This window comes from Pseudomonas sp. EMN2, from assembly GCF_009650555.1.
Taxonomy (GTDB): Bacteria; Pseudomonadota; Gammaproteobacteria; order Pseudomonadales; family Pseudomonadaceae; genus Aquipseudomonas; species Aquipseudomonas sichuanensis.
This window is the reverse complement of the sequence record NZ_VZZR01000018.1, coordinates 100,316-115,170: the sequence shown is the minus strand read 5'-3', so window position 1 is coordinate 115,170 and position 14,855 is coordinate 100,316. Positions and strand designations below refer to the sequence as shown.

Sequence of the window (14,855 nt, the reverse complement as noted above, 5' to 3'; positions counted from 1 at the left end):
GCATTCAGCGTGGGCTGACGGTTACCCACCACGGCGTATGCCGCTCGATCTTCACCGGCAGGACCGGTTGCAGCGAGGCCAGCGCCAGGTCGGTGTTGGTCAGCGGGAAGCTGCCGCTCACGCGCAGGTCGGCGACCTCGTCGGCCACCCCCAGGTGGCCACTGCGGTACTGGCCGAGGGTGGCCACCAGGTCGGCCAGGCGCACGTTGTCGACCACCAGCATGCCGCGGGTCCAGGCATCGGCGCCGACCGCTACCGGGCCGACCGCGCCCAGGCCCTCGGTGCTCATCAGCACTTGCTGGCCTTCGCGCAGGACCTGCTCGTCGCCGCTGTCGCGGGGCTTGGCGGCCACCGACGATTGCAGGACTTCCAGGCGGGTGCCGTCGGCTTCGCGCTTGACCAGGAAACGTGTGCCCAGCGGGCGCAGGCGGCCATCGGCGGTGCGCACTTGCAGTGGGCGGCTGTCCTCGTGCCCGGTTTCCACGGATATCTCGCCCTGGTGCAGCACGATCAGCCGCTGTTCGCCCTTGAAGTCGATATCCACGGCGGTGTGGCTGTTCAGGCTCAGCAGCGTGCCATCTTCCAGGCGCAGGGTGCGCAGTTCGCCGGTGGCGGTACGTTGGTCGGCCAGCCAGTAGTCCGGCGACAGCGAGGGCATGCCGGCCCAGGCCAGCACGCCGCCGAGCAGCAGCATGCCGGCCAGCCCGCCGAGGCGTCGGCGCATGCCGGTACGCGACTGCAACAGGGCATGGCGAGCGGGGCCGGCGGCGTTGTTGAAACGCTGGTCGAGCAGGCCCAGTTGTAGCCAGGCGCGGGCATGCTCTTCGTGGGCGGCATGCCAGCGCATGAATTCGTTGCGTTCGTCGGGGCTGCCGCTGCCTTCGTCCAGGCACAGCTTCCAGGCGATGGCGGCGTCCAGCACGGTGCTGGAAACGGGGGTGTTGTTCATGTCGGCTGCCCGTACAGGGCGATGTAGCACTGGCGCATGCCTTGGGCGATGTACTGGCGCACACGGGAAACCGAAACCCCCAGGCGCTGGGCGATTTCGGCATGGCCGAGGCCGTCCAGGCGGTTGTGCAGGAACGCGGCGCGCGCCTTGCTCGACAGCTTGCCGAGCAGGCGGTCGATGGCCTTGAGGTCTTCGAGGATCAGGTGTTGCAGTTCTGGCGAGGGCTGCTCGGCTTCGGGCAGCAGCGCCAGTTCGGCGAGGTAGGCCTGTTCCAGTGCGGCGCGGCGGAAGTGGTCGAACAGCAGGCCCTTGGCCACGGCAACCAGGAATGCGCGGGGTTCGCGGGGGGCGTCCAGCTGTTCACGGCCGAGCAGGCGCACGAAGGTGTCCTGGCTCAGGTCTTCGGCGCGCTGGCGGCAGGCCGTGCTGCGTTGCAGCCAGGCCAGCAGCCAGCCGCGATGGTCGCGGTACAGCGCGCTGACCAGGTCGGCGTGTGGGCTTTGCGCAGACGTCAAGGAACGTCCCCCGATAAAGAATGCGTTAACTAACGATAATTATTCGCGATTGTGGCAGAGGCAGGGGTGGGGACGCAATTGACGCTTATCGGATTGCCATTACGGTTGGTGGGTTGCCGATGATTTGTATAGGAGCGGCCTTGCCGGGGCGCCGGACCGGCCGGAAAGGGCTGCGTAGCAGCCCCGGCGATTCTGCATGATGCCGAGATCCTGGGGCCGCTGCGCGGCCCTTTCGCGGCACAAGGCCGCTCCTACAGTCCGTGACTTTGCACTTTGCGCCGACGCCACTGTTTGAGGCGCTGATCCAGCTGCAATGGGCTGTCCAGCTGCTGGCGGCGGGCCTGGCTGAACAGGATCAGGGCCAACTCGGCGGTGACCTGGGCGTCGGCACTGGCATGGTGGCGCGCGGGGACTTCGAGGCCGAAGCGGGCGATCCAGTCATCCAGCCCGGCCTCGCGCAACACGGTGTCGGGGTTGAGCATGGGGGCCAGCTCGGCCACATCGAAGAACGGGTGCTGCAGGCGCAGGCCGAGGCTGTCCTTCAGCGCTCGCGCCAGCATGTGCTGGTCGAATGGAGCGTGGAAGGCCAGCACAGGGCTGTCGCCGATGAACGCCATGAGGTCGAGTAACGCTTCGGCCGGGTCACTGCCGGCGGCCAGGGCGCTGGGGCCGAGGCCGTGGATCAGCACGCTGGCGTTGGTCTTCTGCTCGGGGCGGTGCAGGGTGCGCTCGAACTGCTGGCCGAGGTCGATGGCACCGTCCTCTATGGCCACCGCGCCGATCGACAGCACCTGGTCGCGGTTGAGGTTCAGGCCGCTTGTCTCCAGGTCGAGCACCACCCAGCGCTGCTCACGCAGCGAGCATACGGCCAGTGGCGCAGGCCCAGGCAGGCTGGCCAGGCGCTGGCGCAGGTGCTCGTCCAGCGTGGGCGCCGGTGGGCGCAGCCAGGCGAACAGGTTCATAGCTGGTACCGCAAGGCCAGGCTGCTTTGCAGGCGCTGGGCCTGGCGCAGGGATTCGCGCAGGATGCGCCGGTCCAGGTGGTTGAGGCTGTCCGGGTCGAGGCGGTTGGAGTAGGCCAGGTTGGCGCGGGTCTGGCGCTGGTGCTGCTGCATGCGGGTCTGCTGGATGAAGTGGTAGGCCTCTTCGAAGGCGGCGCCGTCGAGGGCGTCGATGACGCCCTTGGCGACCAGCTCGCGCAGGCGCTCGAGGGTGTTGCAGGCCTTGATGCCATGGGCCAGGGCCAGCAGCCGCGCCCCGTCGACGAAGGGCGTCAGGCCCTGCACCTTGAGGTCGAGGGTGGCGGCCTTGTCGTCACCCTGGCGGGTCAGCACGAACTCGCGCAGGCGCCCCACCGGCGGGCGCTGGCGCAGGGCGTTGTCGGCCATCATGCGCTGGAAGATGCGGTTGTCGGCCACCTGCTCCAGCACGCCCTGGCGCAACTGTTCACAGCCCTGTTCATCGCCCCACACCACGCGCAGGTCGAAGTAGATGCTCGAGCCCAACAGGTTCTCTGGGCTGGCCTCGCGCACGAAGCCGGCGAAGCGCCGCGCCCACTCGCTGCGCGACAGGCACAGCTCGGGGTTGCCAGCCATCACGTTGCCCTTGCACAGGGTGAAGCCGCACTGGGCGAGGTTGTGGTTGATGTACTGGGCCAGCGGCAACAGCTTGGCGCGGATGGCGTCGGCTTCGGCGCGGTCGCGGGCTTCGAAGAGGATGCCGTTGTCCTGGTCGGTGTGCAGGGTCTGTTCGCGGCGGCCTTCGCTGCCGAAGCACAGCCAGCTGAACGGCACGCCGGGGTCGCCGCGCTCGGCGATGGCCAGTTCGATCACCCGGCACACGGTGTGGTCGTTGAGCAGGGTGATGATCTGGGTGATCTGGGTCGAGGAGGCGCCGTGGGCGAGCATGCGTTCGACCAGTTGGCCGATCTCGCCACGCAGCGACACCAGGCTGTCCAGCCGCGGGGCGTGGCGGATGGTGCGCGCCAGGTGCACCAGGTCGACCCGTTGCAGGGAGAACAGGTCGCGCTCGGAAATCACCCCGCACAGGCGCTGGTTGTCCACCAGGCAGACGTGGGCGATATGCCGTTCGGTCATGGCCATGGCGGCGTCGAAGGCGCTGGCCTGGGGGCTCAGGTAGAACGGCTTGGCGGTCATGTAGCGTTCGATCGGCGCAGTCAGCTCGGCGCTGGCATCGGCCACCACCTGGCGCAGGTCGCGCAGGGTGAAGATGCCGGTGGGGTAGCGTTGCGGGTCGACGATGACGATGCTCCCGACCTGTTGCTCGTGCATCAGCCGCACCGCTTCGCGCAGGGGCGTGTCGGGGCTGCACACCACGGGATGGCGCATGGCCAGTTCGCCCAGCGGGGTGTTCAGCGAATACTGGGTGCCCAAGGTCTCGACCGCTTTCTGGCGCACCTGCTGGTTGACCTGGTCGAGCAGGCTGCTGACCCCGCGCAGGGCGAAGTCGCGGAACACGTCGGACAGCGAGAACACGCGGATGAACGCGGCTTTGTTCAATTGCAGGCAGAAGGTGTCTTCGCCTGCCAGGTGCTCGGTGCGGGTGGCGCGCTCGCCCAACAGCGCGGCCAGCGGGAAGCACTCGCCGCCGGTGATCTCGAAGGTGGTCTCGGTGCCCGGCCGGGTGACGTGCTGGCGCTCGCCGACCACACGGCCCTGCTTGACGATGTAGAAGTGCTCGACCGGGCCGTCGCTGGGCTTGATGATACTTTCGCCAGCCGCGTAGAAGCGCAGCTGGCACTGTTCCACCAGGTAGGCCAGGTGGCTCTGTTCCATCTGGTTGAACGGCGCAAAGCGCTGCAGCAACTGCAGGGTGCCCTGGATGTTCTGCTGCACTGCTGTCCTGCCGGCCTGGGTGTAGGCGTCCTTTTTGCTCATGAAACTGACCGTTTCGCTACGCCGAACTATATATATCTATCTATAGGGCTCGGCTTTGTTGTTCTCGGCCTCCATGGTCGGCTGGCCGCCTTTTGGTGCCCATTGGACGTAAGTCTAGAGGCACTGATGGCAAGGCCCCGACGAAAGGCGAACCGGGTGGTATGGGTTTAGGGTCTTAAGGTTTGAGCGAGATTTTCGACGAGACGACCATGGCTGAGCATGACGACATTCTGAGTGACGCCGAGCGTGAGGCGTTGGCCGTGGTGAGCGCGCCGGTGGCGCCCAAACCGGTGGTACTGGTGGTGGATGACAACCCGGTGAACAGCCAGGCGCTGAGCTTGTACCTGAAAAGCCGGGGCATCGACTGCATGACCGCCGACGGCGCGCAGGAGGCAATGTTGAAGCTGCATTACGAGCGTCGGATTGCGCTGATGATCACTGATTTGCGCATGGAGCCGAAGGATGGCCTGGAGTTGATCCAGCAAATCCGGGCGTCGACGCGGGCTGACTTGCCGATCGTTGTGGTGTCTGGGGAGTCGGAAGTGTCCGAGGCCGTCAAGGCAATGCACTTGGGCGTGGTGGACTTTCTGGTGAAACCCCTGGATGGCGACAAGTTGCAGGCGTTGCTTGGGCTGGTCAAGCGGGAGCTGAAACTGGAGCAGGGTTGAAAACGATCGCGGGGCAAGCCCGCTCCCACGCCATTACCCCATTTTCAGGATTGGGCGTGGGAGCGGGCTTGCCCCGCGATGCGTTGCTGGCTAGTTACAGCCCGTTACGCGCCTTGAACTCGCGGCGACGACGGTGCAGCACTGGCTCGGTGTAGCCGTTCGGCTGCTTGGCGCCTTCAACCACCAGCTCGATCGCTGCCTGGAACGCGATGTTGTCATCGAAGTTCGGCGCCATCGGGCGGTACTGGGCATCGCCGGCGTTCTGCTTGTCCACCACCGCGGCCATGCGCTTGAGGCTTTCCAGCACCTGCTCCTGGGTGACCACACCATGGCGCAGCCAGTTGGCCAGCAGTTGGGCCGAGATGCGCAGGGTGGCGCGGTCTTCCATCAGGCCGACGTCGTTGATGTCCGGCACCTTCGAGCAGCCCACGCCGTGGTCGATCCAGCGCACCACGTAGCCGAGGATGCCCTGGGCGTTGTTGTCCAGCTCGTTGCGGATCTCGTCGGCCGACCAGTTGGTGTCGGCGGCCAGCGGGATGGTCAGGATGTCGTCCACCGAAGCCGGGGTGCGCTGGGCCAGCTCGCGCTGACGAGCCTGCACGTCGACCTTGTGGTAGTGCAGGGCGTGCAGGGTGGCGGCGGTCGGCGATGGCACCCAGGCGGTGTTGGCGCCGGCCAGTGGGTGGGCGATCTTCTGCTCGAGCATCGCGGCCATCAGGTCGGGCATGGCCCACATGCCTTTGCCGATCTGCGCACGGCCTTGCAGGCCGGTGGCCAGGCCCACGTCGACGTTGTTGTTCTCGTAGGCGCCGATCCACTTCTCGTTCTTCATGGCGCCCTTGCGCACCACGGCGCCGGCTTCCATGGAGGTGTGGATTTCGTCACCGGTGCGGTCGAGGAAGCCGGTGTTGATGAACACCACGCGCTCGGCGGCGGCCTTGATGCAGGACTTGAGGTTGACCGTGGTGCGGCGCTCCTCGTCCATGATGCCGACCTTGACGGTGTTGCGCTTCATGCCCAGCAGGTCTTCGACGCGGCTGAAGATTTCGGCGGCGAAGGCCACTTCTTCCGGGCCGTGCATCTTCGGCTTGACGATGTACACGCTGCCGTTGCGGGTGTTCTTGCGGCTGGTGTTGCCGTTGAGGTTGTGCAGGGCGATCAGGTTGGTGAACAGGCCGTCCTGGATGCCTTCGGGGATTTCGTTGCCTTGGGCGTCGAGGATCGCCGGGTTGGTCATCAGGTGACCGACGTTGCGCACGAACAGCAGCGAACGGCCGTGCAGGGTGACGCTGCCGCCGTTGGGGGCTGCGTACTCGCGGTCCGGGTTCATGGTGCGGGTGAAGGTCTTGCCGCCTTTGCTCACGTTCTCGGCCAGGTCGCCTTTCATCAGGCCGAGCCAGTTGCGGTAGACGATCACCTTGTCGGCGGCGTCGACGGCGGCGACCGAGTCTTCGCAGTCCATGATGGTGGTCAGCGCCGATTCCATCAGGATGTCCTTCACGCCGGCGGCGTCGGTGCTGCCGACCGGGGTGCTGGCGTCGACCTGGATCTCGAAGTGCAGGCCGTTGTGCTTGAGCAGCACGGCGGTCGGTGCGGCGGCATCGCCGTGGAAACCGATCAGTTGGGCGTCGTCACGCAGGCCGCTGTTGCTGCCGCCCTTGAGGGCCACGACCAGCTTGCCGGCTTCGATGCGGTAGGCGGTGGAGTCGACGTGGGAGCCGGCCGCCAGTGGCGCGGCTTCGTCGAGGAAGGCGCGGGCGAAGGCGATCACTTTGTTGCCACGCAGCTTGTTGTAGCCCTGACCCTTTTCAGCGCCGCCTTCATCGCTGATCGCGTCGGTGCCGTACAGCGCGTCATACAGCGAGCCCCAGCGGGCGTTGGCGGCGTTCAGGGCGAAACGCGCGTTCATCACCGGCACCACCAGCTGTGGGCCGGCCATGTGAGCGATTTCTTCGTCGACGTTTTGCGTGGTGGCCTGGAAATCGTCTGCTTGTGGCAGCAGGTAGCCGATTTCCTGGAGGAATGCTTTGTAGGCTGCGGCGTCATGGGCCTGGCCTTTGCGTGCCTGGTGCCAGGCATCGATCTTGGCTTGCAGCTCGTCGCGCTTGGCGAGCAGGGCTTTGTTCTTGGGAGCGAGGTCTTTGATGATCTCTGCCGCCCCGGCCCAGAACTTTTCGGCTTCGATGCCGGTTCCAGGGATCGCTTCGTTATTGACGAAGTCGTACAGGGCCTTGGCGACCTGAAGGCCACCGACTTGAACGTATCCAGTCATTGCTTGCCTCACCTCTGCTCAGCTATTTCGCTTTCGCTCTTCTGTATTAAGCCTGTAGCGCTTCTCTAAACACGGCACCAGTGCATGCACTCGCTGGGCGAGCGCGGCTGGGTGCGGCTCGCCAGACTGGCTGGCGGGCGGTTCGCGTATTTTCACAGGCGCCTTGGCAGACATCCAAACGACGCTTTGTAGTCCGCGTCGACGCATACTACATGAAGCAGCAGGCAGGTAAACATCAGACTAAAAGCGTCGCTGCGTGACCGATAAGTCGCGTATGGTCACGCCGGGAGAGAGTATGTTCGCAAAAAACAGGTGGATTGTTCCAGATAAATCTTGAAACAGTACACGATTGGTCGGCGAGACTGTCCTGCGGCAGGTTGCCGCGCCTTGCCTATACTGATTCGGTCCCTGTTGTTCGGCCGTTTGACACGGCCCTGACCGAACCTGAAGGAGTGGCCTGTGGACCATCTCGTACTCACCGTGATCGCCCCCGACAAGGCCGGGCAGGTCGAACGCATTGCCCAGTGCATCGCCGATCACAGCGGCAACTGGCTGGAGAGCCGCATGTCGCGCATGGCCGGGCAGTTCGCCGGGATCCTGCGGGTGGCGGTGCCTGCAGAGAACTACGACGAACTGGTCGAGTCGCTCAATAAACTGTCGAAATACGATATTCGCGTGCTGATCGCCGAGAGCGGCATCGAGCCGTCCTGCACTTGGAGGCCGATCGCCATGGAGCTGGTGGGCAACGACCGGCCGGGCATTGTCCGTGATATCACCCGCTTGCTGGCGGAGCAAGGGGTCAACGTCGAGCGTTTGAGCACCGAGGTAAGGCCGGCGCCGATGAGCAGCGAGCCGCTGTTCCATGCCGATGCCCTGCTGGCGTTGCCGTTGACCTTGTCGCTGGATGATTTGCAGAAGCGGCTGGAGAGCCTGGCGGATGATTTGATGGTGGAGTTGAAGTTGCGGCCGGAGGATTGACTGCAGGCCATCGCGGGGCAAGCCCGCTCCCACAAGTGCCCCCGTGATCGGGTTATCCCGATTTAACGGGGACGCTCCTGTGGATAACCTGGGGGCGCTACGCTGGAGGCCAGTAACGGCAAGGCCTGGCGAGATTTGAGCAAAAAACATCCACTAATCAGTAGCTTGTGCACAAACCACGGGGACGAGGGTGTGGATAACCTCTGGAGCGCTTGCTGCAGGCCACGCACCGCATGGCCTGCAGGGGTTTGAGCATTATTTGATCAGCCGCGCTTGCGCAAACTGAGCCAGGCATCGACGCTGTAAACGGCCAGGCCCGCCCAGATACAGGCGAAAGCCATCAACGTGCTCGGCGACAAATGCTCGCCAAACAGCAGCACCGCCTGCAGCAGCACCAGGGTCGGCGCCAGATACTGCAGGAAGCCCAGGGTGGTGTACGGCAAGTGACGGGCGGCGGCGTTGAAGCACACCAACGGCACCAGGGTCACCGGGCCGGCGGCGATCAGCCACAGCGCTTCGCTGCTATTGAAGAAGTCCAGGCTGGCGCTGTTGGCGGCAGGGTGCAGCAGCAGCCAGCCGATGGCCAATGGCACCAGCATCCAGGTTTCCACCACCAGCCCCGGCAACGCGGCCACTGGCGCCTGTTTACGAATCAAACCATAGAAGCCGAACGACAGCGCCAGTGCCAGCGACACCCATGGCAGGCTGCCGACCTGCCACACCTGCTGTGCCACACCCAATGCCGCCAGCCCTACCGCCAGCCATTGCAGACGGCGCAGGCGCTCGCCGAGCAGCAGCATGCCCAGCAGTACGTTGATCAGCGGGTTGATGTAGTAGCCAAGGCTGGCTTCGAGCATGCGCCCGTTGTTCACGGCCCAGACGTAAGTCAGCCAGTTGCCGGCGATCAGCGTGCCGCTCAGGGCCAGGATGGCCAGGCGGCGCGGGTTGTCGCGCAGTTCGCGCCACCAGCCGGGGTGTTTCCACACCAGTAGCAACAACGAGCCGAACAGCGCCGACCACAGCACCCGGTGGACGATGATTTCCACCGCCGGGACGCTCTGGATGGCTTTGAAGTACAGGGGGAACAGGCCCCAGATTATGTAGGCGCCGAGGCCCAGAAGGTACCCGCGGCGCGGGTTGGCGGCGTGCATGCAGAATCCTTGCTTAGGTAGCTAAATAACGCGACGCCTATTGTAGGCAGAGGCGGCTGCGCTTCTAGAACAATTTCAACGGTTGTTCATCCAGCGCAGCCATCTGTTCGCGCAGAGCGAGGATCTGGTCGCCCCAGTAACGCGGCTGGCCGAACCAGGGGAAGCTCGGCGGGAACGCCGGGTCGTCCCAGCGCCGCGCCAGCCAGGCACTGTAGTGCAACTGGCGCAGGGCGCGCAGTGGCTCGATCAGGGCCAGTTCGCGCGGGTCGAAATCGTGGAATTCGTTGTAGCCGTCGATCAGTTCGGCCAACTGGCCCAGGCGCTCTTCGCGGCTGCCGGCGAGCATCATCCACAGGTCTTGTACCGCCGGGCCCATGCGGCAATCGTCGAGGTCGACTACGTGGTAGGCCTCGTCGCGGTGCATCAGGTTGCCGGGGTGCAGGTCGCCGTGCAGGCGGATGGTCTGGTGAGGGGTGCGGGCGTAGATGTCCTCGACTCTTTTGAGCAGGTCGCGGGCCACGGACTCGAAGGCCGGCAGCAATTCTCGAGGGACGAAACCGCCGTCCAGCAGGGTGTCCAGCGAGGCATGGCCGAAGTTATCCACCGCCAGGTGTTCGCGGTGCACGAACGGCCGGGTGGCGGCGACGGCGTGCAGGCGCCCGAGCAACTGGCCAAGGCGGTAGAGCTGGTCGAGGTTGCCGGGCTCCGGGGCGTGGCCGCCACGGCGCGGGAACAGGGCAAAGCGGAAGCTGCCGTGCTCGAACAGAGAACGGCCTTCGTGTTGCAGCGGCGCCACCACAGGTACTTCACAGTCGGCCAGCTCGGCGCTGAAGGCGTGTTCTTCGAGGATGGCCGCATCGCTCCAGCGCCCAGGGCGATAGAACTTGGCGATCAGCGGCTGCGCGTCCTCGATGCCCACCTGGTACACGCGGTTTTCGTAGCTGTTGAGTGCCAGCACCCGGGCGTCACTGAGAAAACCCAGGCTTTCCACGGCATCGAGCACGAGGTCGGGGGTGAGGGTGTCGAAGGGGTGGGACATGGGGGCTCCAGGCACGGGGACAGCGTAGGCGCATGGTAGCGCATCCGGCCCGGGCTCATCGCCTGCTGGAGGGCGCGGCGGTGGCTTACCTGACATTTTTGCCAGTACCCACATCCGGCGTACTGATTTAGCGTGCAGGTCAATCGCTCGCGCAGCCAGGTCGTAGCGTTCGAACGGTCAGACCCCGGTCGGTCCAGCTGGAGGGCCAGGTACCGGGCAGTCGCCACGTCATGATGCGTGGCTTCGACTTGGAGAAGCTCCATGCGCCGTCTAGTTGCGTTCTGCCTTGCGTTATTGCTGGTCGTTGGGTTGGTGATGGGCTATCTGGCTTACACAGCTCGGACCTCGATAAAACCCGAGCCCAATCTGCAGGCGACACCAGAACAGTGCCAGGCCGAGCGTTTTTCACTTCCTGCAGAGAACGCCGGCAAGTACGCCACTGGGGCGCTGGTCACCAATACCAACCATGCCGGCCAGGAACATGCCTACGAGTGCAAGGTGGCGGGGTGGTGCAACCAGATCCCCTACGCCCCTGGCTCCAAGCACAATGGACAAGAAATCTGGCCCAATGCCTGGGGCGACCTCGGCGAGTGCGTCGCGCAACCCAAGGTCAACAGCCTGACACTGTCCTTCGAGACCGTTGTCGGCAAGGTGCCGTTCAAGACCACGGCCAAGGGTGTCGGCCCGCAGAACGAGCGCAACCTGCAGGTGACTGGCCTGCTGCGCTGCAAGGGCGAGGAAATTCCGTTCTCGGCCATGTCCACCGAGGAGCTGACCCTGAGCGACCTCAAGCCTTGCCGCTACGACCTGATCGTGAATGCGGCGCAGGGCTACCTGCCGCTGACCACGCCGGATCAGATCGAGTTCAAGGAGGGAGAGCCCGAGCAGAAGGTCTTTGCGGTCAAGTTCCGCCAGCCGCTCGATCTGCAGAAACTGGTGACCCTGCCGGGCGTGAAGATCGAGCTGTTCGCCACCGGGTTGTTCCAGCCCCGGCAAATGGCCATGGGCAACAAGGTGCTGTATGTGGGCTCCAGCGCAATTCCGGTGTATCTCTACGAACGTAAGACCGCTGGCGCCATCTATGCGTTGCCGCTGGACGATGCCGGCAAGCCCACGGGCATCTACGTACTGGCTAGCGGGCTCGAAGAGCCGCATGGCGTGGTGTATCGCGACGGTGACCTGTACTTCTCCACGTCCGGCAAGCTGTACCGCGTGCGCAACGTCGACCAGCACTACCGCGATGCCAGCCCCGAGGCGGTGCTGGACTTCCCGGCCGATGGCCGCGATTTCCCGTTGCTGCGGCCAGGGCAGCGCATCTGGCACCAGAAGCACCCGTTACAGTTCAACCCCCTCGACAGCACCGACAAGGCGCTGTACACGGCTGTCGGTATCCCCTGCAACAGCTGCATCATTCCGGCCGACGCACGCTATGGCACCATGCTGCGCTACGACTTGCAGACCGGTGCGTCGAAGGTGATCGCCAAGGGTGTACGCAACGCCGTGGGTTTTGCCTGGGGCGAGCAAGGCAACCTCTGGTTCGGTGACAACAACCGTGACACTTACCCTAACTCCGACGAGATCAACATGATCCCCAAGGAACAGCAGGCGGGTGAGCCACTGCATTTCGGCGTGCCTTACTTCTACGGGCGCGACACCCCCGGTTTCACGGCGCAAGAGTACCAGGAGCCTGGCTCGATCACGCCACCGCTGGCTGACGGCGCAATCGTCTCCGACAAACCCTTGCATCAGCTCAAGCCGGAGGACTACCGGGCCCCAGCTTATGAGCTCGGCAGCAACACCGCGCCGTTGGGAATCGCGTTCTGGAGGGGCTTCTACAACGATACGCAACCCGGCAAGACCTACGAGCGCTTGTTGGTGGCCGTGCATGGCACTGGCTTGAAAGCGAGCCCTGGTATGGAGCTGCGCATGCTCAACGTCGAAAACGACAGCAAGGTGGTCAGCCAGATACCGCTGGTGACCGGCTGGGGCGGCTCGACGGAAGCGTTCAACGTGTATTGCCTGGATGATTCCTGCCTGGGACGACCAACCGACATGTTGGTGCTGGGCGACAACTCGCTGCTGGTGTCCGACGACCTGGCCGGCGTGATTTACCGCATCACCTTCGACCCACGACAGCTCACCGGCAAGGCGTCGCTGCAACTGCGACCGACCGAGGCGCCCAATGAGCAAGTGCGGCCGCTGATGATCAGCGGCACGCTGACCGACGACAAAGGGGGGCGTCGTCGCTTCGATGTAGCGTGGGGCAACAAGCCACTGTTCATCATGGGCCTGGGAACAGGGCACTACACGATCACACTCGACAACGTCGGTGAGCTGATCCCGAAGACCCGGGAGACACAGGTAGCGCTGGTCGATGGTACTGCGCTGCAGAGCATCGATCTGGAGTACATGGAGCGACCACCGTTCGAACCGATCCAGGCCACCCTGGTGGCACCTGCCAGGCCCACTGCCAGTGGCAATGTGTCCGAGCAGTGGGAGGTTACCCTGATCGAGAACGGCAGCGCGCGGACTGTCAGCGTGCCATGGGGCGGTCAGGAGATCTTGTTGCTGTCGGTGGGCGATCACACCTTCAACTTCCCCTACTACCAGGGACAGTTGCCGGAACCCACCCAACAGGTGGTGAGCATCGTCGTACAGAGCAAGGACCCGGTCACTGTGACGGCGCGCTATCAAGCCGTGCCTGAGCTGGGCAAGCAACTGGTGGCAACGACCTGCTCCAATTGCCATACCGTGCAGTATTTCCAGGACGCCAACCGGGCGATCAACTGGAGCCTGGCGGGCCGTGAGGCACTGGTGCAGCAGATTCGCGGCATGAGCGTGCGCGGTCATTGCGACGCCTCGTGCGCGGGGCAGATTGCCGACTACTTTTACGACGACCTGTGGGCCGGCTACCTGGACCCCGGCCAGGCCTACGGCAAACGCCAGTTGCGCCTGTTGACCCGGGACGAGTACCTCAACAGCGTGCGTGACCTGTTCGGCGTCGAGTTGCAGGCCGACGAACTGCCTGCCAACAAGTTCGATCGACACTTCAAGTACCCCGGCGAGGCTGATCGAGGGGTGATTCAGGCAGATGACCTGAAGACCCTGTACGACGTTGCCTGGAAAGTGGCCAGGGAGGCCAGCAACAGCGTGGCCGACCTGAGCGTCGAGGCGCTGGGGCACCGAGTGTTCCGCAGGCCGCTGACCAGTGATGAGCGCAGTCGCTATGAGCGCTTGCTGGCCGAACATGATCGGGCCTCGCTGGTGGCCGCGATGTTGTTGTCGCCGCACTTCCTCTACCGCTCCGAGCTTGGGGTGGCCGCTGGCAAGGATGCCAGTTACCCATTGACGGCTAACGAGCGGGCAACCGCGCTCTCCTACACACTGTTGGGCACTACCCCCAACGACGAGCTGATGACGGAGGCAGAAGCGGGTAAGTTGGAAACGCCCGCGCAAATCGGTGCGGTGGCCGAGCGGCTGCTGAAAGAACCGCAGGGGGCCGTACAGTTCAACCGCTTCATCAGCTACTACCTGAAAACCGATCGTGGCAGCCAGGAAAAGCCCGGGCTGAGCGAGGATGTGATCAAGAGCATGCAGGCCGAGCAGGCGGCGCTGGTGGGGCAGGTGATTGCCGACGGTGGTTCGTTCGAGGCTCTGTTCAACCCTGGCTATACCTACGTCGACAAGGGCCTGGCCAGGCATTACGGCCTGGCGGAACCGGCGGGTAGCGGTATGCAGCGGCTGCAAGTGGACGACAAGCGCGGCGGGCTGTTGCACTTGGGCATCACCCAGGCGGCCAACTCCGACTACCAGGTCACCTCGCTGGTCAAGCGCGGCATCATGATTCGCGAGCAGCTGCTGTGCCGCGAGTTCGGTGCACCGGTGGATGCCGACCCGGTGGAGCCGCAGTACCCGCCCAAGGCCATCAGTACGCGTGAGCGGTGGGACCTGGTCAACGGGGAGCACGCGTCCGAGGGACGCTGCTGGCAGTGCCACAAGTACATGAACGACACAGGTTCGAGCATGGAGCACTACGACGCTGCCGGACGTTACCGTGACCAGGAACAGGCCTACAACCACGCCCAGTATCCGGTGAATGTACCGATCGACGCGGCCGGTCCATTCATCAGCAACACCGGCGCCGAGGAGTGGGGGCCGGTCGGCAACGTACGCGACCTTGCCCGCCTGCTGCCGGGTAACAGCACGGCGCAGACCTGCATGGCCGACAGCTACTTCCGCTTCATGTTCGGCAACAAGGTTTCGGGCGGCTCCGTGGGCACCCTGAAGGCCGCCTCTGAGTCGCTCAAGGACAATGGCTCGCTGATCCAGATGATTCGCGAACTGGCCACTTCACCTGTGTTCCTCAACCGCCACGAGGAGAACTGAC

10 protein-coding genes are annotated in these 14,855 nt (G+C 64.5%); 3 read left to right on the top strand and 7 right to left on the bottom strand.

Annotated elements, in window-relative coordinates:
* Nucleotides 1–4 precede the first annotated feature (4 nt).
* The 4 genes from F6X61_RS07385 to F6X61_RS07370 all read right to left on the bottom strand — a co-directional run bounded on the left by F6X61_RS07385 (nt 5) and on the right by F6X61_RS07370 (nt 4,360).
* A complete protein-coding gene (locus tag F6X61_RS07385; protein WP_153786036.1) occupies nt 5–949 on the bottom strand; it encodes a FecR domain-containing protein in 945 nt (314 codons plus the stop codon).
* Nucleotides 946–1,464, bottom strand: coding sequence for an RNA polymerase sigma factor (locus tag F6X61_RS07380; RefSeq protein WP_153786035.1), 519 nt, complete (start codon nt 1,462–1,464; stop codon nt 946–948). Before F6X61_RS07380 ends, F6X61_RS07385 begins: the two co-directional genes overlap by 4 nt.
* A gap of 251 nt (nt 1,465–1,715) precedes the next feature.
* Entirely contained in the window at nt 1,716–2,426 is a 711-nt protein-coding gene (locus F6X61_RS07375; protein ID WP_153786034.1) for a PolC-type DNA polymerase III, read from the bottom strand.
* Nucleotides 2,423–4,360 (bottom strand): DUF294 nucleotidyltransferase-like domain-containing protein, encoded by a 1,938-nt coding sequence (locus tag F6X61_RS07370; protein ID WP_153786033.1) that lies wholly within the window; start codon nt 4,358–4,360, stop codon nt 2,423–2,425. Before F6X61_RS07370 ends, F6X61_RS07375 begins: the two co-directional genes overlap by 4 nt.
* A gap of 209 nt (nt 4,361–4,569) precedes the next feature.
* Here F6X61_RS07370 and F6X61_RS07365 point away from each other — a divergent pair, with 209 nt between their 5' ends.
* The gene (locus F6X61_RS07365) at nt 4,570–5,028 is read left to right on the top strand and encodes a PleD family two-component system response regulator (protein WP_153786032.1); all 459 of its coding nucleotides are present in this window, start codon (nt 4,570–4,572) and stop codon (nt 5,026–5,028) included.
* 94 nt (nt 5,029–5,122) lie between these two features.
* On the opposite strand, the gene F6X61_RS07360 is transcribed toward F6X61_RS07365, so the two are convergent.
* Nucleotides 5,123–7,300 carry a malate synthase G gene (locus tag F6X61_RS07360; RefSeq protein WP_153786031.1) on the bottom strand — a complete coding sequence of 726 codons (2,178 nt, stop codon included), beginning with the start codon at nt 7,298–7,300 and terminating at the stop codon, nt 5,123–5,125.
* 459 nt (nt 7,301–7,759) lie between these two features.
* On the opposite strand from F6X61_RS07360, the gene F6X61_RS07355 reads away from it, so the two are divergent.
* Complete coding sequence (locus F6X61_RS07355; protein ID WP_153786030.1) at nt 7,760–8,278, top strand: glycine cleavage system protein R; 519 nt, start codon at nt 7,760–7,762, stop codon at nt 8,276–8,278.
* 263 nt (nt 8,279–8,541) lie between these two features.
* On the opposite strand, the gene rarD is transcribed toward F6X61_RS07355, so the two are convergent.
* Together rarD and F6X61_RS07345 are read right to left on the bottom strand one after the other, a co-directional pair.
* On the bottom strand, nt 8,542–9,429 hold the full coding sequence (gene rarD, locus F6X61_RS07350; RefSeq protein WP_153786029.1) for an EamA family transporter RarD: 888 nt from the start codon (nt 9,427–9,429) through the stop codon (nt 8,542–8,544).
* Between the two features lie 64 nt (nt 9,430–9,493).
* Entirely contained in the window at nt 9,494–10,468 is a 975-nt protein-coding gene (locus tag F6X61_RS07345; RefSeq protein ID WP_153786028.1) for a serine/threonine protein kinase, read from the bottom strand.
* Nucleotides 10,469–10,729: 261 nt separating this feature from the next.
* On the opposite strand from F6X61_RS07345, the gene F6X61_RS07340 reads away from it, so the two are divergent.
* Nucleotides 10,730–14,854, top strand: a complete 4,125-nt coding sequence (locus F6X61_RS07340; protein ID WP_153786027.1) for a DUF1592 domain-containing protein — start codon at nt 10,730–10,732, stop codon at nt 14,852–14,854.
* The last annotated feature ends 1 nt before the right edge of the window (nt 14,855 follow it).

Excerpts from the sequence above, each read along its gene's own strand:
- F6X61_RS07385 (WP_153786036.1), bottom strand. The coding sequence starts at position 949 with ATGAACAACACCCCCGTTTCCAGCACCGTGCTGGACGCCGCCATCGCC.
- F6X61_RS07375 (WP_153786034.1), bottom strand. The coding sequence starts at position 2,426 with ATGAACCTGTTCGCCTGGCTGCGCCCACCGGCGCCCACGCTGGACGAG.
- F6X61_RS07370 (WP_153786033.1), bottom strand. The coding sequence starts at position 4,360 with ATGAGCAAAAAGGACGCCTACACCCAGGCCGGCAGGACAGCAGTGCAG.
- F6X61_RS07365 (WP_153786032.1), top strand. The coding sequence starts at position 4,570 with ATGGCTGAGCATGACGACATTCTGAGTGACGCCGAGCGTGAGGCGTTG.
- F6X61_RS07360 (WP_153786031.1), bottom strand. The coding sequence starts at position 7,300 with ATGACTGGATACGTTCAAGTCGGTGGCCTTCAGGTCGCCAAGGCCCTG.
- rarD (WP_153786029.1), bottom strand. The coding sequence starts at position 9,429 with ATGCACGCCGCCAACCCGCGCCGCGGGTACCTTCTGGGCCTCGGCGCC.
- F6X61_RS07345 (WP_153786028.1), bottom strand. The coding sequence starts at position 10,468 with ATGTCCCACCCCTTCGACACCCTCACCCCCGACCTCGTGCTCGATGCC.
- F6X61_RS07340 (WP_153786027.1), top strand. The coding sequence starts at position 10,730 with ATGCGCCGTCTAGTTGCGTTCTGCCTTGCGTTATTGCTGGTCGTTGGG.